This is a genomic window from Salmonella sp. GDC200615, assembly GCF_050574145.1.
GTDB lineage: Bacteria > Pseudomonadota > Gammaproteobacteria > Enterobacterales > Enterobacteriaceae > Salmonella > Salmonella enterica.
Genome location: NZ_CP192247.1, coordinates 2424166 through 2447879, shown reverse-complemented (window position 1 = coordinate 2447879; position 23714 = coordinate 2424166). Strand labels below are relative to the sequence as shown.

23 protein-coding genes and 1 other annotated feature are annotated in these 23714 nt (G+C 53.8%); of the genes, 13 read left to right on the top strand and 10 right to left on the bottom strand.

The annotated features are described in order from the left end of the window. Positions 1 to 138: 138 nt before the first annotated feature. The 6 genes from trpA to trpL form a co-directional block, all read right to left on the bottom strand. Positions 139 to 945 (bottom strand): tryptophan synthase subunit alpha, encoded by an 807-nt coding sequence (gene trpA / locus ACQ29O_RS11715; protein WP_000443029.1) that lies wholly within the window; start codon positions 943 to 945, stop codon positions 139 to 141. Continuing rightward, positions 945 to 2138: a tryptophan synthase subunit beta gene (gene trpB, locus ACQ29O_RS11710; RefSeq protein ID WP_000209485.1), complete on the bottom strand. Its 1194-nt coding sequence runs from the start codon at positions 2136 to 2138 to the stop codon at positions 945 to 947. The genes trpA and trpB overlap by 1 nt, the downstream gene beginning before the upstream one ends. 9 nt (positions 2139 to 2147) lie before the next feature. Further along, complete coding sequence (gene trpCF / locus ACQ29O_RS11705; protein WP_001195280.1) at positions 2148 to 3506, bottom strand: bifunctional indole-3-glycerol-phosphate synthase TrpC/phosphoribosylanthranilate isomerase TrpF; 1359 nt, start codon at positions 3504 to 3506, stop codon at positions 2148 to 2150. Between the two features lie 3 nt (positions 3507 to 3509). After that, the gene (gene trpD, locus ACQ29O_RS11700) at positions 3510 to 5105 is read right to left on the bottom strand and encodes a bifunctional anthranilate synthase glutamate amidotransferase component TrpG/anthranilate phosphoribosyltransferase TrpD (protein ID WP_000763488.1); all 1596 of its coding nucleotides are present in this window, start codon (positions 5103 to 5105) and stop codon (positions 3510 to 3512) included. Further along, positions 5105 to 6667, bottom strand: a complete 1563-nt coding sequence (locus ACQ29O_RS11695; protein WP_020936997.1) for an anthranilate synthase component 1 — start codon at positions 6665 to 6667, stop codon at positions 5105 to 5107. Before ACQ29O_RS11695 ends, trpD begins: the two co-directional genes overlap by 1 nt. A 22-nt stretch (positions 6668 to 6689) precedes the next feature. After that, positions 6690 to 6785: a sequence feature (Trp leader region), on the bottom strand. Further along, complete coding sequence (gene trpL, locus ACQ29O_RS11690) at positions 6762 to 6806, bottom strand: trp operon leader peptide (RefSeq protein WP_010989026.1); 45 nt, start codon at positions 6804 to 6806, stop codon at positions 6762 to 6764. It overlaps the preceding feature by 24 nt. 121 nt (positions 6807 to 6927) lie before the next feature. On the opposite strand from trpL, the gene rnm reads away from it, so the two are divergent. From rnm to rluB, 3 genes are all read left to right on the top strand, one after another. After that, positions 6928 to 7809 carry an RNase RNM gene (rnm, locus tag ACQ29O_RS11685; RefSeq protein WP_000500445.1) on the top strand — a complete coding sequence of 294 codons (882 nt, stop codon included), beginning with the start codon at positions 6928 to 6930 and terminating at the stop codon, positions 7807 to 7809. 7 nt (positions 7810 to 7816) lie between these two features. Then, positions 7817 to 8437, top strand: coding sequence for an L-threonylcarbamoyladenylate synthase (locus ACQ29O_RS11680; protein WP_000077250.1), 621 nt, complete (start codon positions 7817 to 7819; stop codon positions 8435 to 8437). A 100-nt stretch (positions 8438 to 8537) separates the two neighbouring features. Continuing rightward, positions 8538 to 9413, top strand: coding sequence for a 23S rRNA pseudouridine(2605) synthase RluB (rluB, locus tag ACQ29O_RS11675; RefSeq protein WP_001291233.1), 876 nt, complete (start codon positions 8538 to 8540; stop codon positions 9411 to 9413). Between the two features lie 86 nt (positions 9414 to 9499). Here rluB and cobO read toward each other — a convergent pair whose 3' ends face one another. Together cobO and ACQ29O_RS11665 are read right to left on the bottom strand one after the other, a co-directional pair. Further along, complete coding sequence (gene cobO, locus ACQ29O_RS11670) at positions 9500 to 10090, bottom strand: cob(I)yrinic acid a,c-diamide adenosyltransferase (protein WP_001278857.1); 591 nt, start codon at positions 10088 to 10090, stop codon at positions 9500 to 9502. Then, positions 10087 to 10848 (bottom strand): YciK family oxidoreductase, encoded by a 762-nt coding sequence (locus tag ACQ29O_RS11665; protein WP_000559310.1) that lies wholly within the window; start codon positions 10846 to 10848, stop codon positions 10087 to 10089. Before ACQ29O_RS11665 ends, cobO begins: the two co-directional genes overlap by 4 nt. Positions 10849 to 11085: 237 nt before the next feature. Here ACQ29O_RS11665 and sohB point away from each other — a divergent pair, with 237 nt between their 5' ends. After that, on the top strand, positions 11086 to 12132 hold the full coding sequence (sohB, locus tag ACQ29O_RS11660; protein WP_000422081.1) for a protease SohB: 1047 nt from the start codon (positions 11086 to 11088) through the stop codon (positions 12130 to 12132). 41 nt (positions 12133 to 12173) lie between these two features. Here sohB and ACQ29O_RS11655 read toward each other — a convergent pair whose 3' ends face one another. Continuing rightward, a complete protein-coding gene (locus tag ACQ29O_RS11655) occupies positions 12174 to 12425 on the bottom strand; it encodes a YciN family protein (RefSeq protein ID WP_000548616.1) in 252 nt (83 codons plus the stop codon). Between the two features lie 402 nt (positions 12426 to 12827). On the opposite strand from ACQ29O_RS11655, the gene topA reads away from it, so the two are divergent. The 6 genes from topA to acnA all read left to right on the top strand — a co-directional run bounded on the left by topA (position 12828) and on the right by acnA (position 20462). Then, the gene (gene topA, locus ACQ29O_RS11650) at positions 12828 to 15425 is read left to right on the top strand and encodes a type I DNA topoisomerase (RefSeq protein ID WP_000513597.1); all 2598 of its coding nucleotides are present in this window, start codon (positions 12828 to 12830) and stop codon (positions 15423 to 15425) included. 410 nt (positions 15426 to 15835) lie between these two features. After that, positions 15836 to 16810, top strand: a complete 975-nt coding sequence (gene cysB, locus ACQ29O_RS11645) for an HTH-type transcriptional regulator CysB (protein WP_000776233.1) — start codon at positions 15836 to 15838, stop codon at positions 16808 to 16810. Positions 16811 to 17090: 280 nt separating this feature from the next. Beyond that, entirely contained in the window at positions 17091 to 17231 is a 141-nt protein-coding gene (locus ACQ29O_RS11640) for a YmiA family putative membrane protein (RefSeq protein ID WP_213083631.1), read from the top strand. Next, the gene (locus ACQ29O_RS11635) at positions 17232 to 17402 is read left to right on the top strand and encodes a hypothetical protein (protein ID WP_000029027.1); all 171 of its coding nucleotides are present in this window, start codon (positions 17232 to 17234) and stop codon (positions 17400 to 17402) included. A gap of 109 nt (positions 17403 to 17511) precedes the next feature. Further along, on the top strand, positions 17512 to 17604 hold the full coding sequence (gene ymiC / locus ACQ29O_RS11630) for a small membrane protein YmiC (RefSeq protein ID WP_223148964.1): 93 nt from the start codon (positions 17512 to 17514) through the stop codon (positions 17602 to 17604). A gap of 182 nt (positions 17605 to 17786) precedes the next feature. After that, on the top strand, positions 17787 to 20462 hold the full coding sequence (acnA, locus tag ACQ29O_RS11625) for an aconitate hydratase AcnA (RefSeq protein ID WP_000099561.1): 2676 nt from the start codon (positions 17787 to 17789) through the stop codon (positions 20460 to 20462). Positions 20463 to 20517: 55 nt separating this feature from the next. On the opposite strand, the gene ribA is transcribed toward acnA, so the two are convergent. Beyond that, complete coding sequence (gene ribA / locus ACQ29O_RS11620; RefSeq protein WP_001176284.1) at positions 20518 to 21108, bottom strand: GTP cyclohydrolase II; 591 nt, start codon at positions 21106 to 21108, stop codon at positions 20518 to 20520. Positions 21109 to 21303: 195 nt separating this feature from the next. On the opposite strand from ribA, the gene pgpB reads away from it, so the two are divergent. From pgpB to lapB, 3 genes are all read left to right on the top strand, one after another. Further along, positions 21304 to 22068: a phosphatidylglycerophosphatase B gene (pgpB, locus tag ACQ29O_RS11615; RefSeq protein ID WP_020936995.1), complete on the top strand. Its 765-nt coding sequence runs from the start codon at positions 21304 to 21306 to the stop codon at positions 22066 to 22068. A gap of 149 nt (positions 22069 to 22217) precedes the next feature. Further along, a complete protein-coding gene (locus ACQ29O_RS11610; protein WP_000876301.1) occupies positions 22218 to 22526 on the top strand; it encodes a LapA family protein in 309 nt (102 codons plus the stop codon). Positions 22527 to 22532: 6 nt separating this feature from the next. Further along, a complete protein-coding gene (gene lapB / locus ACQ29O_RS11605; protein ID WP_000891378.1) occupies positions 22533 to 23702 on the top strand; it encodes a lipopolysaccharide assembly protein LapB in 1170 nt (389 codons plus the stop codon). Positions 23703 to 23714: the final 12 nt, after the last annotated feature.

Here is a 23714-nt window from a genome sequence, read left to right as displayed (position 1 = left end):
CAAAAATTGACTTCAGACTTTTTGAAAGCTGGACGGGGAATAACACCAAAAAGATTGATGATGTACATCTGAATCGTGATTCTGGTTCGGCGCCAGCCACTCATTAAGCCGCCAGCGTTATGCTGACGGCTTAACTCGTTATGCGCGGCTGGCGGCTTTCATGGCTGAGACAAAGGACCTGAGCTCCGCCAACATCTGTTCGGGAGACGCGAGGTTTTTCTCGATAATCTTGACAATGGCTGAGCCGGAGATAGCGCCAGCCGCCCCGGCACGCACGGCCGCAGACACCTGTTCCGGCGAGGAGATACCGAAGCCCTGTAACGCAGGCGCGGCATGGTACTCTTTAAGCTTCTCAATGAGATGATGCAACGGCAATGCGCCACGGTTTTCCGCGCCGGTGACGCCCGAACGCGAAAGCAGGTAGGTGTAACCGCGGCCGTAAGATGCGACCTGGCGCAGAAGATCGTCATCCGCATTTGGCGGGCAGATGAAGATCGGCGCGATATTATGCCGTAACGCCGCCTGGCGGAAGGGGGCCGACTCTTCAACCGGGACATCTGCGACCAGCACGGAATCTACGCCAACCTGTTCACAACGGGCATAGAACGCATCTATGCCGTTATTGAACACCAGATTCGCGTACATTAGCAGGCCAATCGGAATGGTCGGGTGTTTTTCACGAATCAGCGCCAGCATTTCAAAACACTGAGCCGGCGTGACGCCAGCGGCGAAGGCGCGTAAGTTCGCATTCTGGATGGTAGGGCCATCGGCCAGCGGATCGGAGAAGGGAACTCCCAGTTCCAGAGCGTCGGCGCCAGCGTCAATCAGTGTGTCGATAATTTTCAGTGACTGTTCAATGCCAGGGTCGCCCAGGGTCACGAAGGGGACAAAAGCGCCTTCCCGGCGATCGTTGAGCTGTGCAAATAAATTTTCGTAGCGTTCCATCAGATTTCCCCTCGCGCTTTCAGGATATCGTGTACGGTAAAGATGTCTTTATCTCCGCGGCCAGAGAGATTGACCACCAGCAGTTGCTCTTTTTCCGGCTGCTCGCGCATCATTTTCAGAGCGTGCGCCAACGCGTGGGAGGATTCCAGCGCCGGGATAATTCCCTCATGGCGGCACAACGTTTTGAAGGCTTCCAGCGCCTCATCATCGGTAATGGAGACATAATCCGCGCGTCCGATGCTGTTCAGGTACGCATGTTGCGGCCCAACGGATGGGAAATCGAGCCCGGCGGAAATGGAATAGGACTCTTCAATTTGCCCGTCCGCTGTTTGCATCATCGGCGCTTTCATCCCGAAATAGATGCCAACGCGACCATGTTTAAGCGGCGCGCCATGCTCGCCGGTTTCAATACCGTGACCGCCAGGTTCAACGCCTATTAGCCCGACGCTGGTATCATTAATAAAATCCGCAAACATCCCGATAGCGTTTGAGCCGCCGCCGACGCAAGCGATAACGGCATCTGGCAGACGGCCCTCTTTGTCGAGGATTTGCGCTTTCGTCTCTTCGCCAATCATGCGTTGGAACTCGCGAACGATGGTGGGATAGGGATGCGGTCCTGCCGCCGTGCCGAGCATATAGTGCGCGGTTTCGTAACTACCGGACCAGTCGCGCAGCGCCTCGTTACAGGCATCTTTTAGCGTAGCGGAGCCGCTATGAACCGGGATAACCTCAGCGCCCATCAGACGCATACGGAAGACGTTCGGCGACTGGCGCTCAACGTCTTTGGCACCCATATAGATACGGCATTTCAGACCCAGCAGGGCGCTGGCGAGCGCAGAGGCGACGCCGTGCTGACCGGCGCCGGTTTCAGCGATAATCTCGCTTTTACCCATCCGTTTGGCCAGCAGCGCCTGACCCAGTACCTGATTGGTTTTGTGTGCGCCGCCGTGCAGTAAATCTTCGCGCTTTAAATACAACGTGGTACGCGTACCGGCGGTAATGTTCTGGCATTTCGTCAGCGCGGTGGGGCGTCCCGCGTAGTTTTTTAGCAGATCGGCGAATTGCGCCTGAAATTCAGGATCTTTTTGCGCGCTGACGAAGGCCTCTTCAAGCTGGTTCAGCGCAGGCATCAGGATCTGCGGCACATACATGCCGCCGAATTCACCAAAGTAGGGGTTGAGAAGTGTTGTCATGTTTTTTCCTTAATATGCGCGCAGTGTCTGAAAAACCGAGGCCAGAAGACGAGCATCTTTGATGCCCGGCTGTGACTCTACACCTGAATTAAAATCGAGACCGGCACAGCCGACTTGCGCCGCCTGGACGCAGTTATCGGCCGCCAGCCCGCCCGCCAGTAACACATCATCCAGCGGTTGCCCCTGTAGCAGTGACCAGTCGAAGCGCTGCCCGCTGCCGCCTTGCCCATTGTCGAAAATGTATTTATCGACATGGTGATAATCGCGTGCGGGAAGGGCATTGCTAACGCTCAGCGCCTTCCAGATTTGCACATTGCGCGGCAACGCCTCGCGCAGCGCGTTGACATACGCCTGGTCTTCGCTGCCATGTAGCTGTACGGCAGAAAGCGACAGGACGGCGGCTTTCTGGCAAACATCGGCGATATCAGCGTTCTGGAAAACGCCGACATACTGCAATGGCGCGCCGCTTATCACTTCTCGCGCCTGCTCAACGCTCACCGCGCGTGGAGATGAGGGCACAAAAATCAACCCGCCATATATTGCGCCAGCGTCACAGGCCGCTTTAGCGTCCTGGGCGCGGGTCAGGCCGCAGACTTTATTTTCGCCAAGCAGCACGCGACGGACGGCGGCGTTAAGATCGTCATGCGCCATTAACGCCGAGCCAATTAAAAAACCGTTGGCGAAGTGGCTCAGTTCGCGTACCTGACCATAGGTGTTAATCCCGGACTCGCTGATGACAGTCACGCCGTGGCCCAGTTTTGGCGCCAGCTGGCGGGTGCGATTCAAATCAATCGACAGATCGCGCAGATCGCGATTGTTGATACCTACCACTTTTGCGCCTAACGCTATCGCGCGCTCCCGTTCTTCGTCATTACTGACTTCCGTGAGCACGCCCATTTTCAGACTGTGCGCGACGGCGGAGAGTTGGCGATACTGTTCGTCATCCAGAACCGAGAGCATCAGTAAACAGGCATCGGCCTGATAGTAACGGGCAAGATAGATCTGATAGGGATCGATAATAAAATCCTTACACAGAATCGGCTGCGGTGCGCTTTGGCTAACGACCGGCAGAAAATCGAAGCTACCCTGAAAATATTTTTCGTCGGTGAGCACCGAGATTGCCGAGGCGTAATGTTGATAAATATTGGCAATACGCGCCGGATCGAAATCATCGCGAATCACGCCTTTTGATGGCGATGCTTTCTTACACTCCAGAATAAAGGCGGTACGCGCGCCCTGGAGCGCATCATAAAAATGGCGTGTACTTGGCTGGATCTCATTTTGAAAGCTGGCCAGCGGCTGTTGCTGTTTGCGGGCTTCTACCCAAATCGCCTTGTCTGCGACGATTTTCGCTAAAACGGTTTGCATTATTTACCCTCTTGCCGCCAGTGCGGTGACTCTGTCATATGCGGTGCCGTTGCGCAGAACATCAAGCACGGTTTGCGCGTTGGCTTTGAGATCTTCCTGACCATGCAGACGCATCAGCATCGCCACGTTGGCGGCGACGGCGGCCTCATGCGCGGCATCGCCTTTACCTTGTAATAACCGCGTCAGAATGTCACGGTTTTCTTCCGGCGTGCCGCCAGCCAACTGATCCTGATGGTAAGGCGTCAGGCCAAAATCCTCCGCCGTAAGTTGATAGCTTTTAATTTCGCCGTCATGCAGCTCCGCGACAATCGTCGGCGCATGGAGCGAAACCTCATCCATGCCGCCGCTATGTACCACCGCCGCGCGCTGATAGCCCAGTACCCGTAAGGTTTCCGCAATCGGCAGCACCAGTTCCGGGCTATAGACGCCAATCAATGCCAGCGGCGGATGCGCCGGGTTGATCAGCGGGCCGAGTACGTTGAACAGGGTTCGCGTTTTTAACTGTTGGCGAACCGGCATCGCGTGACGGAATCCGGCGTGATATTTCGGCGCGAACAGGAAACAGACGCCCAGTTCATCTAACGCCTGACGTGATTTATCGGCGTTCATATCCAGATTAATACCGAACGCCGCCAGCAGATCGGATGACCCCGATTTGCTGGACACGCTACGGTTGCCGTGTTTCGCCACTTTCAGTCCACAGGCCGCTGCGACAAAGGCGCTGGCGGTAGAGATATTGATACTGTTACTGCCATCGCCGCCGGTACCAACGATATCCGCAAACAGGTAGTCCGGGCGCGGGAACGGGGCGGCATTTTCCAGCAACGCAGTGGCGGCGCCGGCAATTTCATTGGGATGCTCGCCGCGAATTTTCATGCTCACCAGCGCGGCGGCGAGCTGTTCAGGTTTAAGTTCGCCGCGGACGACCGCCGAAAACAACTGATGGCTCTCTTGTTGCGTCAGAGTTTGCGCCTGATAGAGTTTCTCCAGAATTGGCTGTAGGGTGTTGGTCGGTTCCAGCTTTTGCTGCGCCCAGGCTAATGTTTGCTCCAGTAGACGCGCACCCTGTGTCGTCAGGATGGACTCAGGATGAAATTGAAAACCGCAAACGCGATCCGCATCATGACGTACCGCCATCACCATGCCGTTGAAATGGGCGTTAATGGTTAGCCCGGCAGGAACATTACTGCCGACCAGCGAATGATAACGCGCGACCGGTAGCGGATTCGCCAGCCCGGCGAACATCGCCTGACCGTCATGCTCAATGCTGGAGGCTTTGCCATGCAGGATTTCTCCCGCCTGACCGACATAACCGCCGTAAGCTTCGACAATCGCCTGATGCCCCAGACAAATGCCGATGATCGGTAACTTGCCGCGTAGTCGGGTCAGCAGCTCCGGCATACAGCCTGCCTCGCTGGGAACGCCCGGACCGGGGGAGAGCATTAGCACCGGATTTTTCATTGTTGCCAGGCGATCGATAAGCGTCTGCGCCGGAATATGGTTACGGTAAATCACCACGTTATGACCGTTGGTCCGTAGCTGATCTGCCAGGTTCCAGGTAAACGAGTCGATGTTATCGAGCAGCAGAATATCAGCCATCAGAAGGTCTCCTGTGCATGATGCGCGGTGGCGATAGCACGCAATACGGCGCGCGCTTTATTACGGGTTTCATCGGCTTCAGACTGCGGAACAGAGTCCAGCACTATTCCGGCGCCCGCCTGTACGGTGGCGATACCGTTCTCCACCAGCGCGGAGCGGATAACAATACAGGTGTCCAGATCGCCGTGGGCGGTGAAGTAACCGACCGCGCCGCCATAGCTGCCGCGGCGCTGTCCTTCCGCATCGGCAATCAACTGCATGGCGCGTACTTTCGGCGCGCCGCTCAGGGTGCCCATGTTCATGCAGGCGCGATAGGCGTGCAGCGCGTCGAGATCGTGACGCAGTTCGCCCACTACCCGGGAAACCAGATGCATCACGTACGAATAGCGGTCAACTTTGGTCAGATCGGCAACGTAGCGACTGCCCGGCGTACAGATGCGCGCCAGGTCATTGCGCGCCAGATCGACCAGCATCAGATGTTCGGAAAGCTCTTTATGGTCGGTACGCATGTCCAGCTCAATACGGCTGTCGAGATCTCTGTCCAGCGTACCATCGGCGCGGCGACCGCGTGGACGGGTACCCGCGATGGGGTAAATCTCAATCTGACGACTGGCGGCGTCATATTTCAGCGAGCTTTCCGGCGACGCGCCGAAAAGCGTGAAATCATTATCCTGCATAAAGAACATATACGGGCTGGGGTTGCTCTTTTTCAGCACGTAGTAGGCAGCCAACGGCGACGGGCAGGGCAGTGAAAAGCGGCGCGACGGCACCACCTGAAATATCTCCCCCGCGCGGATGGCTTTTTGCAACTGGCGTACCACCGCGCCGAACGCGTCATCGCTCTGATTGCATTCGCAGCGCATGTCCGGCACCGGCGTGACCGGCAACGGCGGCGCAGGCTGGGTTAACTGTTGGCTAAGGTAAGCTAGGCGGGCGTTCAGGCGCTGTTTTTCCCGGTCGCTTGCGGTGAACAGACTGGCCTGAATACGGGTGCTTTTTTTCTGATGATCTATGACCATCAGCGTTTCCGCTAAATAAAAGCAGTAGTCCGGGCAGTTATTGCCAGCCTCAAGGTGTGGCAGCGCTTCAAAGCCAGCGACCAGGTCGTAGGCAAACAGACCGCCGAAAAACATAGCCTCCCGCTCTTGCGTCGGTATGTTCACCACTCCCTGTAACAGACGGAGCGCATCAAATACCGACAGAGAGCATAAACGGGCGTCTTCATCTAATAATGGGCTGACGGGCGGGAAGCGTAGAACGCGACCGGCAGGCAGGACTTCGTTCTCCACGCCAGCGGGCAGGGCGGTATCCAGTAGCGGCAATAACGAGGCGCCATTATCAGATAACGCCTGAATGGTGACAGTGTCACCTAAAGCGGTAATGCGCAGCGCGCTATCTACCAGCAGCAGGCTTTTTAAATCATCTTTACTGTCGATATCCGCGGATTCCAGCAGCAGCGTTGCCGGGCGATCGCCGCAGACCTGGTGAAAAAGCGCCGTTGGGTTTTCCCGATAGGCGGCATCGCAGGTCAACAGTTCGAGCGTGGGTTTTGGTGTTTGCATGGTTATTCTCATTATTTTGTTCAAAAAAAAGCCCGCTTAACAGGCGGGCCGGGTATCGTTTGGCTGATTACAGCTGTTCATACACCGCCCGCTATCAGGAAGTGCGCCACCAACCGTGTAATGCAAATGTCGCTGCCATTTTAGATACCCTCTTCATGTGAACTTTCGTACTAGTTAACTAGTTCGATGGAATAATGTCAACACCTATTTCAGTATATTTGCCGGAACCGTTATGATGTACATGACATAACTTTATCTCTATGGGAGCCGCCTTGAGCGACACGAATTACGCAGTGATTTACGATCTGCACAGTCATACCACGGCGTCCGATGGACTGTTGACGCCAGAAACATTAGTACACCGTGCGGTAGAGATGCGAGTCGGCACGCTGGCGATTACCGATCATGACACCACAGCCGCGATTCCTGCGGCAAGAGAAGAAATTTCACGTTCCGGGCTGGCCCTGAATCTTATTCCCGGCGTGGAGATTTCAACGGTCTGGGAGAATCATGAGATTCACATTGTGGGTCTGAATATTGATATTGCGCATCCGGCAATGCGCGATTTTCTGGCGCAGCAGACACAGCGGCGTCAGGCGCGTGGTCGGCTCATTGCGGAGCGTCTGGAAAAAGCCCATATTCCCGGCGCGTGGGAAGGGGCATTGAGACTGGCCAATGGCGGCGCGGTGACGCGCGGCCACTTCGCCCGCTTTCTGGTGGAGTGCGGCAAAGCAGCGACCATGGCGGATGTTTTTAAAAAATATCTCGCGCGTGGGAAAACCGGTTACGTTCCGCTGCAGTGGTGTACAATAGAACAAGCTATTGATGTCATTCATCATTCTGGCGGTAAGGCGGTGTTGGCCCACCCGGGACGCTACGACCTTAGCGCTAAGTGGCTGAAAAGATTAGTGGCGCATTTTGCCGACCATCACGGCGACGCGATGGAAGTGGCGCAGTGCCAACAATCACCCAATGAACGCACCCAACTGGCGACGCTTGCGTGTCAGCATCATTTATGGGCATCGCTTGGATCTGATTTCCATCAGCCCTGCCCGTGGATTGAGTTGGGGCGTAAACTCTGGCTGCCCGCTGGCGTTGAAGGCGTATGGCAGGCATGGGAACAGCCGCAAATATCACAGTGAGGGAAGTATGAGCCAGTTTTTTTATATCCATCCGGATAACCCACAGCAACGGCTGATTAATCAGGCCGTCGACATTGTGCGTAAAGGCGGTGTTATTGTTTATCCAACCGATTCCGGCTATGCCCTTGGTTGTAAAATTGAAGACAAAGGCGCAATGGAGCGCATTTGCCGCATCCGTCATCTGCCGGACGGCCACAACTTCACGCTGATGTGCCGCGATTTGTCCGAGTTGTCGACCTACTCCTACGTCGACAACGTGGCATTTCGTCTGATGAAAAACAATACGCCGGGTAATTACACCTTTATCCTGAAGGGGACAAAAGAGGTGCCGCGCCGTCTGTTGCAGGAAAAGCGTAAAACTATCGGCCTGCGCGTACCGTCAAACCCGATTGCGCTGGCGTTATTGGATACGCTGGGCGAACCGATGCTCTCGACGTCGTTGATGCTGCCTGGCAGCGATTTTACCGAGTCGGACCCGGAGGAGATTAAAGATCGGCTGGAGAAGCAGGTGGATCTGATCATCCACGGTGGTTACCTCGGTCAACAGCCTACCACGGTAATCGATTTGACCAATGACTCCCCGGTGGTGCTGCGCGAAGGCGTCGGCGACGTTACACCTTTCTTATAAGGGCGTAAGCCTGTATACTACGCGGCCTTAAAATGGCGCGGCAACGCGCCGTTCATTCTCCTGTTCGACGCCTGTGAAGGCGACACCTGAAGGAAGCTCTATGAGCGAAAAGTTACAAAAAGTGCTGGCGCGCGCTGGCCACGGCTCTCGCCGTGAAATCGAATCCATTATTGAAGCGGGACGTGTCAGCGTTGACGGTAAAATCGCCACGCTTGGCGATCGTGTTGAAGTCACTCCCGGTTTGAAAATCCGTATCGACGGTCACCTGATTTCGGTGAAAGAGTCGGCGGAACAAATTTGCCGCGTTCTGGCCTATTACAAACCAGAAGGTGAACTGTGTACCCGCAATGACCCTGAAGGGCGGCCAACCGTTTTTGATCGCTTACCGAAATTGCGCGGCGCGCGGTGGATTGCGGTAGGACGTCTGGATGTCAACACCTGCGGGCTATTGTTGTTTACCACCGACGGTGAACTGGCGAACCGCCTGATGCACCCTAGTCGTGAAGTTGAACGTGAATATGCCGTGCGCGTGTTCGGTCAGGTGGATGAATCGAAACTGCGTGATTTAAGCCGTGGCGTACAGTTGGAAGATGGTCCGGCGGCATTTAAGACCATTAAATTCAGCGGCGGCGAAGGCATTAACCAGTGGTACAACGTGACGCTGACGGAAGGGCGCAACCGCGAAGTTCGCCGACTGTGGGAAGCGGTAGGCGTTCAGGTCAGCCGTCTGATCCGCGTTCGTTACGGCGATATCCCGCTGCCGAAAGGCCTGCCGCGCGGCGGCTGGACTGAGCTCGACCTCGCGCAAACGAACTATCTGCGTGGTCTGGTAGAGCTCCCGCCGGAAACCTCGTCGAAGGTTGCCGTCGAAAAAGACCGCCGTCGTATGAAAGCGAACCAGATCCGTCGGGCGGTAAAACGCCACAGCCAGATCGCTGGCGGACGCCGCTCCGGTGGGCGTAATAACAACGGGTAATCTCTACCGCGGTCTATAGGCCGAGAATCATCAGACAAGAGGGTTTGTGCCGGATGGCGGCGCAAACGCCTTAATCCGGCCTACGGTTAATAATCAATTCCCATCTGGGCTTTTACGCCCGTGTCAAAAGCATGTTTAACCGGACGCAGTTCGCTGACGGTATCCGCAAGATCAAGAATATCCCGGTGACAGCCGCGACCTGTAATAATCACCGTCTGGTGACCAGGGCGCGCGTTTAGCGCGCTTATGACCTCTTCCAGCGGCAAATAGTCATACGCCACCATATAGGTCAGCTCATCCAGGACCACCATATCAAGCAGCGGATCGGCCAGCATCCGTTTCCCATGCTGCCAAACGGCCATACATGCTGCGGTGTCTGCCTCGCGATTTTGCGTCTCCCAGGTAAATCCCGTTGCCATCACCTGAAATTCGACGCCATGCGGTTCCAGCAGATTACGCTCGCCGTTGGGCCAGGTGCCTTTAATAAATTGCACCACGCCTACGTTTTTACCGTGTCCTACGGCGCGGGCGGCAGTTCCGAAAGCCGCCGTGGTTTTGCCCTTACCATTGCCAGTAAACACGATAATAATACCGCGCTCTTCCTGTGCCTGGGCGACACGGGCGTCAACCCGATCTTTTACCTTCTGCTGGCGCTGCTGATAACGTTCATCACTCATTGGGCGATTCCTGGTTTACGGCCCGGTTGGGCGTCAAAGGTCATACCGGTTTTACGGCGACTGTCGTCGCCCATAAGCCACAGGTAAAGCGGCATAATATCGGCAGGCGTTTTTAATTTCTGTGGATCTTCCGTCGGAAAGGCGCTGGCGCGCATACTGGTGCGCGTGCCGCCCGGGTTAATGCAGTTAACACGCAGAGAACGATTCTGGTATTCGTCCGCCAGCACCTGCATCATTCCTTCAGTAGCAAACTTCGAGGTGGCATAGGCGCCCCAGTTGGCGCGTCCCTGACGGCCAACGCTTGATGACGTAAAGACCAGCGAGCCGGCATCGGACTTCAGCAATAACGGTAACAGCGCCTGGGTGAGCATAAAGGTGGCGTTAACGTTTACCTGCATGACATCCTGCCAGATCTGCGGATCTTGTTCGCTCATTGGACCGATTTCCCCCAGTAACCCGGCATTGTGCAGGACGCCATCCAGGCGGGGATAGTGCGCGGCGATGCGGTCGGCCACTTGCCGGCACTCTTCAGCGGTGCAGGTCAGCAGATCGAGCGTAAACCACTGTGGTTGAACATGTTGCTCGTCAGCAATGTGCTGCGCGACCCGACGCAGTTTCTCTTCGTTGCGTCCCAGCAGAATCACCGTTGCGCCGTAACGCGCATACGTAAGCGCGGCTTCCCGCCCAATGCCATCGCTGGCGCCAGTGACCAGAATAATGCGGTTTTGCAATAGATCTTGTTTCGGTTGGTAATGCATGGCTACTCCTCAACGGTGTGGTGCACCGTCCTGCCAGGTTGTCTTATCTTCGCGTTAACTTTTCGGGTTTATGCCTGAAAGCGCCTTTTTTTTCAATCAGACAGGGGCGATAACGCCGTAAAATGAACGTCTTGTCATACTTTTTCTTCCTCAACAGGCATACGGATGAAGAGAGACTGACTTCGATGCCTGTTGTACACTGAGCGCAAGTCGCGTTATTTAATCAAGGTGGGAGTCGTGGAATTGTTGTCTGAATATGGCTTATTTTTGGCAAAAATCGTCACCGTTGTGGTGGCCATTGCCGTCATTGTGCTGCTGATCGTGAATGCTACGCAACGCAAACGTCAGCGCGGCGAGCTGCGCGTGACCAATTTGAGCGAGCAGTATCAGGAGATGAAGGATGACCTTGCTGCGGCGTTGATGGATGGCCATCAGCAAAAACTGTGGCATAAAGCGCAGAAAAAAAAGCATAAGCAGGAGGCGAAAGCCGCCAAAGCGAAAGCGAAGCTGGGGGACATTGCGACATCGGACAAACCGCGCGTATGGGTGATAGATTTCAAAGGCAGTATGGACGCTCACGAAGTTAATGCGTTACGCGAAGAGGTCACGGCGGTGCTGGCAGTGGCGAAACCCGGCGATCGGGCGGTTGTGCGTCTGGAAAGCCCCGGTGGCGTTGTGCACGGCTATGGCCTGGCGGCATCGCAATTGCAGCGCCTGCGCGATAAAAATATTCCGCTGACCGTGACGGTGGATAAAGTCGCGGCAAGCGGAGGCTACATGATGGCCTGCGTGGCGGAAAAAATTATCGCGGCGCCGTTCGCTATTGTGGGGTCAATTGGTGTTGTCGCGCAAATCCCGAACTTTAACCGCTTTCTCAAAAGTAAAGACATTGATATTGAACTGCATACCGCAGGGCAGTACAAACGTACCCTGACTTTGTTAGGCGAGAATACGGAAGAAGGGCGTCAGAAGTTTCGTGAAGATCTCAACGAAACGCACCATCTGTTCAAAGAGTTTGTGCAGCGGATGCGTCCGGCTCTGGACATTGAACAGGTCGCCACGGGCGAACACTGGTACGGTCAGCAGGCGCTGGAGAAGGGACTGGTTGATGAGATTAACACCAGCGATGAGGTTATCCTCGGCCTGATGGAAGGGCGCGAGGTGCTGAATGTGCGCTATATGCAGCGTAAAAAACTGATCGATCGTGTTACCGGCAGCGCGGCGGAAAGCGCGGCTCGGCTGCTGCTGCGCTGGTGGCAGCGTGGACAAAAGCCGTTGATGTAAACCGCTATTGCCGGATGGCATTCAGCGCCATCCGGCATGGATTAATCAACCAGGTGATACTTCTCAGACAGCACATGCGCCAGGTGTTTAAACATGTTAAACACCGCGGTGCTTTTAGGGGTCGGTAACCCTTGCTCGTCTAAAAAGTAATCGCCGCTGAAAACCAGCACGCCATTTCTCTGCGTTACGCCGGTGGCGACAATACCTGCCATCGTGTCTTCATGTTCCCGAATAATTTTGTTGGCTTCAAGCAACAGTGTTTCGCGATCGATAGGTTGCGTCTCTTTATGCATTTTTTACTCCTTAAACAAGGAGATTAGTCTACGCTGAGCACTTCTGATGGGCAAATATTCTCACAGGAAATTGATGGATTTGTCATGTTGCGTTCACTGGCAAGATTTGTTTTTGCATGCTAATAAAGTTGCGTATCGAATTTTATCAGGTACAGTGTGACGCTTTCGTCAATCTGGCAACAGAATTGCTTGACATTCGACCAAAATTCCGTCGTGCTATAGCGCGTGTGTGCAAAAAAGCCTGTTAACTCAGTCACCTGAGGGTTACATTTCGTACACAAAGCCAGTACAAGGGGTTGATATCCGCAGACGCAGAGACCATATATCGTTGTCTCGTCGCCAGTGGAAGGTGAATCAACGTGCGACGCATTCCTGGAAGAATCAACTTAGGTAAAGGTGAATATGGGTAAAGCTCTTGTCATCGTTGAGTCCCCGGCAAAAGCCAAAACGATCAACAAGTATCTGGGTAATGACTACGTGGTGAAATCCAGCGTGGGTCATATCCGTGATTTGCCGACCAGTGGCTCAGCAGCTAAAAAGAGCGCCGACTCTACCTCCACCAAAACGGCTAAAAAGCCCAAAAAGGATGAACGTGGCGCTCTCGTCAACCGTATGGGGGTTGACCCGTGGCACAACTGGGATGCGCACTATGAAGTGCTGCCCGGTAAAGAGAAGGTCGTCTCTGAACTGAAACAGTTGGCGGAAAAAGCCGACCACATCTATCTCGCAACCGACCTTGACCGCGAAGGGGAAGCCATTGCATGGCACCTGCGGGAAGTGATCGGCGGCGATGACGCGCGCTACAGTCGCGTAGTCTTTAACGAAATAACCAAAAATGCCATTCGCCAGGCGTTTGAACAGCCGGGCGAGCTGAACATTAACAGGGTCAACGCCCAGCAAGCGCGCCGCTTTATGGATCGCGTGGTAGGCTATATGGTCTCGCCGCTGCTGTGGAAAAAGATCGCCCGTGGTTTGTCGGCAGGTCGCGTTCAGTCTGTCGCGGTCCGTCTGGTCGTTGAACGCGAGCGCGAGATTAAAGCGTTTGTTCCGGAAGAGTTCTGGGAAATTGACGCTAATACGACGACGCCGTCTGGCGAGGCGCTACCGCTACAGGTCACGCATCAGAACGACAAGCCATTCCGGCCGGTAAATCGCGAGCAGACGCTTGCTGCGGTGAGCCTGCTGGAAAAAGCCAGCTATAGCGTGCTGGAGCGAGAAGACAAGCCGACCAGCAGCAAGCCAGGCGCGCCGTTTATCACCTCCACGCTACAACAGGCGGCCAGCACCCGGCTGGGCTTTGGCGTGAAGAAAACCATGATGATGGCGCAGCGTCTGTATGAGGCGGGCTACATCACCTATATGCGTACAGACTCCACCAACCTGAGTCAGGATGCGGTCAACATGGTGCGCGGCTATATTGGCGATAATTTCGGCAAGAAATACCTGCCGGATAACCCGAACCAGTACGCCAGCAAAGAAAACTCTCAGGAAGCGCACGAAGCGATCCGTCCTTCCGACGTTGCGGTCATGGCGGAGTCGCTGAAAGACATGGAGGCTGACGCGCAGAAGTTGTATCAGCTAATTTGGCGTCAGTTTGTCGCCTGTCAGATGACGCCAGCACAATATGACTCCACTACGCTTACCGTTGGTGCAGGCGAGTTCCGTCTGAAAGCGCGTGGGCGTATTTTGCGCTTTGACGGCTGGACAAAAGTGATGCCGGCGCTGCGTAAAGGCGATGAAGATCGCACATTGCCTGCCGTGAATAAGGGCGATGCGCTGACGCTACTTGAATTGACGCCTGCTCAGCACTTTACTAAACCGCCAGCCCGTTTCAGCGAGGCTTCTCTGGTTAAAGAGCTTGAGAAGCGCGGTATTGGTCGTCCGTCTACCTATGCGTCGATTATCTCGACCATTCAGGATCGCGGCTATGTTCGCGTTGAAAACCGTCGCTTCTATGCGGAAAAAATGGGTGAAATCGTCACCGATCGGCTGGAAGAAAACTTCCGCGAATTGATGAACTACGATTTTACTGCGCAGATGGAAGATAGTCTGGATCAGGTTGCGAATCACCAGGCCGAGTGGAAAGCGGTACTGGATAACTTCTTCAGCGATTTTACTCAGCAGCTCGATAAAGCCGAGAAAGATCCGGAAGAAGGGGGGATGCGTCCTAACCAGATGGTGCTGACCAGCATCGACTGTCCAACCTGTGGCCGTAAAATGGGAATTCGTACTGCCAGTACGGGCGTTTTCCTTGGATGTTCAGGTTATGCGCTTTCGCCGAAAGAGCGTTGTAAAACGACCATTAACCTGGTGCCGGAAAATGAAGTTCTGAACGTGCTGGAAGGCGACGACGCCGAAACCAACGCCCTGCGCGCCAAGCGTCGCTGCCAGAAGTGCGGTACGGCGATGGACAGCTATCTGATCGATCCGAAGCGTAAATTGCATGTGTGTGGTAATAACCCGACCTGTGACGGCTACGAGATTGAAGAAGGCGAGTTCCGCATCAAAGGGTATGACGGCCCGATCGTTGAGTGTGAGAAATGTGGTTCCGAAATGCACCTTAAAATGGGGCGTTTTGGTAAGTACATGGCCTGTACTAACGACGAATGTAAAAATACCCGTAAGATCTTGCGTAACGGCGAAGTTGCGCCGCCGAAGGAAGATCCTGTTCCATTACCGGAACTGCCGTGTGAAAAATCGGACGCGTACTTTGTGCTGCGCGATGGCGCCGCAGGGATATTCCTGGCGGCCAATACGTTCCCGAAATCACGCGAAACGCGCGCGCCATTAGTCGAGGAGCTTTACCGGTTCCGCGATCGCCTGCCGGAAAAACTGCGGTATCTGGCGGATGCGCCGCAGCAGGATCCGGAAGGTAATAAAACCGTTGTTCGCTTTAGCCGCAAAACAAAACAGCAGTACGTTGCGGCGGAAAAAGACGGGAAGGCGACGGGATGGTCAGCGTTCTTCGTCGACGGCAAGTGGGTTGAAGGTAAGAAATAACCCCGGCCTGTCGCCACTGTAGTCAAGCGGGCCGCGTAAGCGGCCCTTTTTTATATCCCCTTCATACTTCAAGTGGCTTATGTGTTGGCTACGGATTACTCGGCCCATCTATGGCCTCGCCCTGACGGGCCGTCGCACGCGACGTTCAAATCTGCTCCCGGCAGATTTGTCGCTCACCCCAGTCATATAGTTATCTATGCTCCTGGGAACTCACTCCCTTGCCGCCTTTAAGCAACTCGAATTATTTTAGGTATAGCGGTCTTATTATTTTATCGCGCTGGCTATACAGTTCAGATATAAATGATATAGTGGTTATAGTTAACACCTTTTTTATTATTAAATCGTATTAGCAGCCCGATTAAGTCTGCAGATAAACGATGGCCTGATGGCGCTAATCTGGATGATGTATTATGAAATTGCAGCAGCTTCGTTACATTGTTGAAGTGGTTAATCATAACCTTAACGTCTCCTCTACCGCTGAGGGGTTGTATACTTCCCAGCCGGGGATCAGCAAGCAGGTTAGGATGCTGGAAGATGAGCTTGGCATCCAGATTTTCGCCCGCAGTGGTAAGCATCTGACTCAGGTGACGCCCGCAGGTCAGGAGATTATTCGTATTGCGCGTGAGGTGCTTTCCAAAGTCGATGCCATTAAGTCGGTCGCCGGCGAGCACACCTGGCCGGATAAAGGCTCGCTCTATATTGCCACTACCCATACTCAGGCGCGTTACGCATTGCCAGGCGTGATTAAAGGCTTCATCGAGCGTTACCCGCGCGTTTCGCTGCATATGCACCAGGGGTCGCCAACGCAGATTGCGGAAGCGGTATCGAAAGGGAACGCCGATTTCGCGATTGCCACGGAAGCGCTGCATTTATATGACGATCTGGTGATGTTGCCATGCTATCACTGGAACCGTTCGATAGTGGTGACGCCGGATCATCCATTGGCGGCAACGTCTTCCGTAACGATCGAAGCGCTGGCGCAGTATCCGCTGGTGACGTATACCTTCGGCTTTACCGGGCGTTCCGAACTGGATACCGCTTTTAATCGCGCAGGATTAACGCCGCGGATCGTCTTTACTGCAACCGATGCGGATGTGATTAAAACGTATGTCAGGTTGGGACTGGGCGTTGGCGTCATTGCTAGCATGGCGGTCGATCCGCTTGCCGATCCTGATTTAGTGCGGATTGACGCGCACGATATTTTTAGCCACAGCACCACAAAAATTGGTTTTCGCCGTAGTACTTTTTTACGCAGCTATATGTATGATTTTATCCAGCGTTTTGCGCCACATCTGACGCGTGATGTGGTGGATACGGCGGTGGCGTTGCGTTCTAATGAAGAAATTGAAGCGATGTTTCAGGATATAAAGCTGCCTGAAAAGTAATATCACCGTCGGTTTGTGTCGTAGTGGCATGGCAGACAAAGCCGCCTTTTGCAATATCCCTCGAAGTATTACGGGTAATGATCAGCAAAATAGTGTTGAATTACCCGTCCCGCCAGTTTCTTTTTCCAAATAGTTATCTTGAGTCAAAAGATTGATTTATTCACTGGCAACGATTCGTAAATTGACTGGATTTTTGACTAAAGTTTATTTAGGATTTGTCTCATCTGATGATTAATTGTACCGATTGTTTGGTGCTGAAATGATAAGTGATACCGATAGCATGAGGTTAGTAATGCCTTCTGAAAACCAGGAACCGCGCCGCGACCCTGAGCTCAAACGTAAAGCATGGCTGGCGGTTTTTGTGAGTTCTGCGTTGTTCTGGGTAGTGGTAGCGCTTGTTATCTGGCATTGGTGGGGCTAAGTGAGCATTACGTCGGAACGCGAGCGCGTGGTCGCGCCCCCGATTCAATCTGGTGACGATGATAACACCCCGGATACGACCGTTTTTCGGTCTGTTCCGCAACACTGGACGCTCACACCGCAGCAGCGGGCATTTATTGATGCTTTTGCTGACGAGGTGTCACAAAAATAATATTCGTCTTTTTATTGGCGTTACTGTTTTATTAACGCTGTCTTATTACACCGCAGCAACCGTGTGCTGAGCGCTTCTCAGTATTGATTAAACACAGTTGGTGTCGCCTATGTTAACGTCAAATATAAAGTATTGGTCATGGACTGGCGCGTTTATATTATCGCTACTGTTCTGGGCCGAGTTAATCTGGATTGCCGTCTAATCTCGTCAAAGCCCGATAATGCGTTATTTATCGGGCTTTTTCATCTTCGTTCCTCGCCTGTTAGGTTTCTCCTCTTTTAGCAATTTGGGTTGTTATCAAAACGTTACATTTTGTTTGTGTTATCTTTAATAAAACCCTGTGGAGAATCAGGGTAACGCAACCCTGTCATTTAAGGAGGAGCTATGTCGTCAACCCTACGAGAAGCCAGTAAGGATACATTGCAGGCCAAAGATAAAACGTATTATTACTACAGTCTGCCGCTGGCTGCCAAATCCCTGGGCGATATCGCCCGTTTGCCCAAATCACTTAAAGTGTTACTGGAAAACCTGTTGCGCTGGCAGGACGGCGAATCTGTGACTGATGAAGATATTCAGGCGCTGGCCGGTTGGCTTAAAAATGCCCATGCCGATCGTGAAATTGCCTGGCGGCCCGCCCGTGTCCTGATGCAGGACTTTACCGGCGTGCCTGCCGTTGTCGACCTGGCGGCGATGCGTGAAGCCGTTAAACGCCTCGGCGGCGATACGTCGAAAGTGAACCCGTTATCGCCGGTTGATCTGGTTATTGACCACTCTGTGACGGTCGATCATTTCGGCGATGACGATGCGTTTGAAGAAAACGTGCGGCTGGAAATGGAACGTAACCATGAGCGTTATATGTTCCTGAAATGGGGAAAGCAGGCATTCAGCCGTTTCAGCGTGGTGCCGCCCGGCACCGGTATTTGCCATCAGGTTAACCTGGAATACTTGGGTAAAGCCGTCTGGAGCGAATTACAGGACGGGGAGTGGATTGCTTACCCGGACTCGCTGGTGGGGACTGACTCCCATACGACCATGATTAATGGTCTGGGCGTATTGGGGTGGGGCGTGGGCGGTATCGAAGCGGAAGCGGCGATGCTTGGTCAGCCCGTGTCGATGCTTATCCCGGATGTTGTCGGCTTTAAGTTAACCGGTAAGCTTCGGGAGGGGATCACCGCTACTGACCTGGTGCTAACCGTCACGCAAATGCTGCGTAAGCATGGCGTCGTGGGTAAATTTGTTGAATTTTATGGTGATGGTCTGGATTCGCTGCCGTTGGCGGATCGCGCGACCATCGCTAATATGTCGCCGGAATATGGCGCCACCTGTGGTTTCTTCCCTATTGACGCCATCACCCTGGAATATATGCGATTAAGCGGACGTAGCGACGATCTGGTCGAGCTGGTTGAAGCCTACGCGAAGGCGCAGGGAATGTGGCGTAATCCCGGAGACGAACCGGTATTTACCAGTACGCTGGAACTGGATATGGGCGATGTCGAGGCCAGCCTGGCCGGGCCGAAACGCCCGCAGGATCGCGTGGCGTTAGGCGATGTGCCGAAAGCCTTTGCCGCCAGCGCCGAGCTGGAGCTGAATACCGCGCAAAGAGATCGCCAGCCGGTTGACTATACGATGAACGGACAGCCATATCAGCTTCCGGATGGCGCTGTCGTCATTGCCGCCATCACCTCCTGCACGAATACCTCGAATCCCAGCGTGCTGATGGCGGCGGGATTACTGGCGAAAAAAGCAGTAACGCTGGGGTTGAAGCGTCAACCGTGGGTCAAGGCTTCTCTGGCGCCGGGGTCAAAAGTGGTATCTGACTATCTGGCGCAGGCCAAACTTACGCCTTATCTGGATGAGCTCGGTTTTAACCTGGTCGGTTATGGCTGTACGACCTGTATCGGGAACTCTGGTCCGTTGCCGGAGCCTATTGAGACCGCGATTAAAAAAGGCGATCTGACGGTAGGGGCCGTGCTTTCCGGTAACCGAAATTTTGAAGGGCGTATCCATCCGCTGGTGAAAACGAACTGGCTGGCGTCGCCGCCGCTGGTGGTCGCGTATGCGTTGGCCGGAAACATGAATATTAACCTCGCGACAGACCCGCTGGGGTACGATCGTAAAGGCGATCCGGTATACCTGAAGGATATCTGGCCTTCGGCGCAGGAAATTGCCCGCGCCGTTGAACTGGTATCATCAGATATGTTCCGTAAAGAGTATGCGGAAGTGTTTGAGGGCACGGAAGAATGGAAATCGATTCAGGTTGAATCGTCCGATACCTACGGCTGGCAGTTGGATTCAACCTATATTCGCCTGTCGCCTTTCTTTGATGAAATGCAGGCCCAGCCTGCGCCAGTCAAAGATATCCACGGCGCGCGTATCCTGGCGATGCTGGGGGATTCGGTAACGACCGACCATATTTCTCCGGCCGGCAGTATCAAGCCGGACAGTCCCGCCGGACGCTATCTGCAAAACCACGGCGTTGAGCGGAAGGATTTTAACTCCTATGGATCACGGCGCGGCAACCATGAAGTGATGATGCGCGGTACGTTCGCCAATATTCGTATTCGCAACGAAATGCTGCCCGGCGTCGAAGGTGGGATGACGCGGCATTTGCCGGGTACGGAAGCGATGTCGATTTATGATGCTGCGATGCTCTACCAGCAGGAAAAAACGCCGCTGGCGGTAATTGCCGGGAAAGAGTATGGGTCGGGATCGAGCCGTGACTGGGCGGCAAAAGGTCCGCGGCTGTTAGGTATCCGCGTGGTGATCGCCGAGTCGTTCGAACGTATCCACCGCTCAAACCTGATTGGGATGGGGATCCTGCCGCTGGAGTTTCCACAGGGCGTAACGCGTAAAACGCTGGGACTGACCGGGGAAGAGGTGATTGATATCGCGGATCTGCAAAACCTGCGCCCTGGCGCGACCATTCCGGTGACGTTAACGAGATCGGACGGCAGCAAAGAAACGGTGCCTTGCCGCTGTCGCATTGATACCGCCACCGAGCTGACTTACTACCAGAATGACGGCATATTGCACTATGTCATTAGAAATATGCTGAACTAAAGCCGTTTATCGGGCCTGCCGTAAACAGGCAGGCCCGCGCTTTAATACCGGTGGCTTACTTGCTTAGTAGGTGGCCCATTTTGGCCGCTTTAGTATCGAGATAATGCTCATTATTTGGATTACGACCCACAATGAGCGGAACGCGTTCGACGATATTAATTCCCGCCTCGGTCAGTATTTCGACTTTCTTCGGATTATTGGTCAGCAGGCGAACTTCATCTACGCCCAGTAATTTGAACATATCCGCGCACAGGGTGAAATCACGCTCATCGGCGGCAAAGCCGAGCTGATGATTGGCCTCCACCGTGTCATAGCCTTGATCCTGTAACGCATAAGCGCGAATTTTATTAAGCAGGCCGATATTGCGGCCTTCCTGACGGTGGTAAATCAGAATACCGCGTCCTTCTTCCGCAATATGCGTCAGCGCGGCTTCCAGTTGAAAACCACAATCACAGCGCAGACTAAAAAGCGCGTCCCCGGTAAGACATTCGGAATGAACGCGAGCCAAGACCGGCGTTTTACCTGAAATATCGCCAAAAACCAGCGCGGCATGGTCGTGTCCGGTTGCCAGTTCTTCAAATCCCACCATCAGAAAGTCACCCAATGGGGTTGGCAGTTTGGCTTCTGCCACACGTTTAAGCTGCATGTATTTCTCCAGATTATGCTGACGCCTGCGGTGTCGTCGCCTGTTGGATTGTATCCCGCTATTTTGCCATAAGGCGGCGGTCATCACCTAATCACTACCACGTAATTGCTCAGGAATGGCACAAATTTGTCAATTTTCCAGTCCGGCGAGAATTTTCAGTTATGATTGTGATACTTACTTATAAAAGGAGCATCCATGCTTTCAATTGCGAGGCGCACCGCGGCAGGCGCCACCCTGTTGCTTATCATGCCGCTTGCCGTATGGGTATCAGGCTGGCAGTGGCAGCCAGGACATCAGGTCTGGTGGCTAAAAACGCTATTCTGGATAACGGAAACCGTGACCAAACCCTGGGGCGTTATCACGCATGTGATTCTTTGTGGATGGTTCTTATGGTGCCTGCGATTTCGCCTGTGCGCCGCCATTATGCTGTTTGCGATCCTCGGCGGGGCGATTATCGTCGGGCAGGGTGTGAAGTCATGGGTAAAGGAGCGCGTACAGGAGCCGCGGCCATTTGTGGTCTGGCTTGAAAAAACGCACCATATTCCCGTCGATGAGTTCTACACTTTAAAGCGTACAGAACGCGGACATTTAGTGAAAGAGCAGTTGGCCGGGCAACAGAACATCCCCGTTTTCCTGCGTCAGCACTGGCAAAAAGAGACGGGCTTTGCGTTTCCCTCCGGACACACCATGTTTGCAGCGAGCTGGGCGCTTTTGGCCGTGGGTCTGTTATGGCCGCGCAGACGGACTTTCACCATCGCGTTTTTGTTAGTCTGGGCGACCGGCGTAATGGGCAGCCGTTTGCTTCTGGGAATGCACTGGCCGCGAGATTTAGTGGTCGCCACGCTCATCTCCTGGCTATTAGTTACCCTGGCGACCTGGCTGGCGCAGCGAATTTGCGGGCCGCTTATGCCGCCTCGCGAAGAAGCGCAAGAAATTGCTGAACGCGAGCAGGAAAGCTGACAACGGTTGATTTTCTGACTATTGCCCTTAAATCATCTGATGGTGGGCGCATTTCCATTTCGCGCGAGGCGGGAAAATGGTAATTTAGAAGGCTGGATGCGGTAAGTTGGACACGATTTATTCGCGCAAACCACATAACGGGAAGTAATGTGAAATATTTACTCATTTTCTTACTGGTATTGGCGATTTTTGTTATTTCGGTGACGCTGGGCGCGCAGAATGATCAACAGGTGACGTTTAACTACCTGCTGGCGCAAGGGGAGTATCGTATCTCCACGTTGCTTGCTGTGTTGTTCGCCGTCGGTTTTGCGATTGGCTGGCTGATTTGCGGCCTGTTCTGGCTGCGGGTCCGCGTTTCCCTTGCCCGTGCTGAACGTAAAATTAAACGACTGGAAAACAAGCTCTCGCCAGCAACCGACGTTGCGGTCCCTGCCGACTCGTCGGTTGTAAAGGAATAATCATTTATGTTGGAGTTGTTATTTCTGCTGTTGCCTGTAGCCGCTGCCTATGGGTGGTATATGGGTCGCAGAAGTGCGCAACAAACAAAACAGGATGAAGCTAACCGCCTGTCGCGCGATTATGTCGCAGGGGTTAACTTCCTGCTGAGTAACCAACAAGATAAAGCGGTGGATCTGTTCCTCGATATGCTTAAAGAGGATACGGGCACCGTTGAGGCTCATCTCACTCTCGGTAATCTGTTTCGCTCTCGCGGCGAAGTCGATCGCGCCATTCGTATTCATCAAACGCTCATGGAAAGCGCTTCATTGACCTATGAACAGCGTTTACTGGCTGTTCAGCAACTGGGGCGCGACTATATGGCCGCCGGTTTATATGACCGCGCGGAAGATATGTTTAACCAACTTACCGACGAAACGGAATTTCGCGTAGGCGCGTTACAGCAGCTCTTGCAAATCTATCAGCTAACCAGCGACTGGCAAAAGGCGATCGAAGTAGCAGAACGGCTGGTGAAGCTGGGCAAAGATAAACAACGTATCGAAATCGCCCATTTTTACTGTGAGTTAGCGTTACAGCAGATGGGCAACGACGACATGGATCGCGCGATGGCGTTGCTGAAAAAAGGTGCCGCCGCAGATAAAAATAGCGCCCGGGTGTCTATCATGATGGGGCGCGTTTATATGGCGAGAGGGGATTACGCCAAAGCGGTCGAAAGCCTGCAACGTGTGATCGTTCAGGATAAAGAGCTGGTCAGCGAAACGCTGGAGATGCTGCAAACTTGTTATCAACAGCTCGGTAAAAATGCCGAGTGGGCGGAGTTTTTACGTCGCGCCGTTGAGGAGAATACCGGTGCTGGCGCTGAGTTAATGCTTGCCGATATTCTGGAAGCGCGTGAAGGTAGTGACGCAGCTCAAGTCTATATCACGCGTCAGCTACAGCGACATCCTACCATGCGGGTGTTCCATAAGCTGATGGATTACCATCTCAACGAGGCGGAAGAAGGGCGAGCGAAAGAAAGCCTGATGGTACTGCGTGATATGGTTGGCGAGCAGGTGCGCAGTAAACCGCGGTATCGTTGTCAGAAATGCGGTTTTACCGCCTATACCTTGTACTGGCACTGTCCGTCCTGCCGGGCATGGTCGACCATTAAACCTATTCGCGGACTTGATGGGCAGTAGTATATAAAAAAA

Bases quoted from the DNA above. Each gene is read 5' to 3' on its own strand.
- trpA (WP_000443029.1), bottom strand. From the start codon at position 945: ATGGAACGCTACGAAAATTTATTTGCACAGCTCAACGATCGCCGGGAA.
- rluB (WP_001291233.1), top strand. From the start codon at position 8,538: ATGAGCGAAAAGTTACAAAAAGTGCTGGCGCGCGCTGGCCACGGCTCT.
- trpCF (WP_001195280.1), bottom strand. From the start codon at position 3,506: ATGCAAACCGTTTTAGCGAAAATCGTCGCAGACAAGGCGATTTGGGTA.
- ymiC (WP_223148964.1), top strand. From the start codon at position 17,512: ATGTTAACGTCAAATATAAAGTATTGGTCATGGACTGGCGCGTTTATA.
- ACQ29O_RS11695 (WP_020936997.1), bottom strand. From the start codon at position 6,667: ATGCAAACACCAAAACCCACGCTCGAACTGTTGACCTGCGATGCCGCC.
- cysB (WP_000776233.1), top strand. From the start codon at position 15,836: ATGAAATTGCAGCAGCTTCGTTACATTGTTGAAGTGGTTAATCATAAC.
- ACQ29O_RS11655 (WP_000548616.1), bottom strand. From the start codon at position 12,425: ATGCATAAAGAGACGCAACCTATCGATCGCGAAACACTGTTGCTTGAA.
- trpB (WP_000209485.1), bottom strand. From the start codon at position 2,138: ATGACAACACTTCTCAACCCCTACTTTGGTGAATTCGGCGGCATGTAT.
- rnm (WP_000500445.1), top strand. From the start codon at position 6,928: ATGGGAGCCGCCTTGAGCGACACGAATTACGCAGTGATTTACGATCTG.
- pgpB (WP_020936995.1), top strand. From the start codon at position 21,304: ATGCTTTCAATTGCGAGGCGCACCGCGGCAGGCGCCACCCTGTTGCTT.
- lapB (WP_000891378.1), top strand. From the start codon at position 22,533: ATGTTGGAGTTGTTATTTCTGCTGTTGCCTGTAGCCGCTGCCTATGGG.
- ribA (WP_001176284.1), bottom strand. From the start codon at position 21,108: ATGCAGCTTAAACGTGTGGCAGAAGCCAAACTGCCAACCCCATTGGGT.
- ACQ29O_RS11680 (WP_000077250.1), top strand. From the start codon at position 7,817: ATGAGCCAGTTTTTTTATATCCATCCGGATAACCCACAGCAACGGCTG.
- ACQ29O_RS11640 (WP_213083631.1), top strand. From the start codon at position 17,091: ATGAGGTTAGTAATGCCTTCTGAAAACCAGGAACCGCGCCGCGACCCT.
- cobO (WP_001278857.1), bottom strand. From the start codon at position 10,090: ATGAGTGATGAACGTTATCAGCAGCGCCAGCAGAAGGTAAAAGATCGG.
- topA (WP_000513597.1), top strand. From the start codon at position 12,828: ATGGGTAAAGCTCTTGTCATCGTTGAGTCCCCGGCAAAAGCCAAAACG.
- acnA (WP_000099561.1), top strand. From the start codon at position 17,787: ATGTCGTCAACCCTACGAGAAGCCAGTAAGGATACATTGCAGGCCAAA.
- trpD (WP_000763488.1), bottom strand. From the start codon at position 5,105: ATGGCTGATATTCTGCTGCTCGATAACATCGACTCGTTTACCTGGAAC.
- ACQ29O_RS11665 (WP_000559310.1), bottom strand. From the start codon at position 10,848: ATGCATTACCAACCGAAACAAGATCTATTGCAAAACCGCATTATTCTG.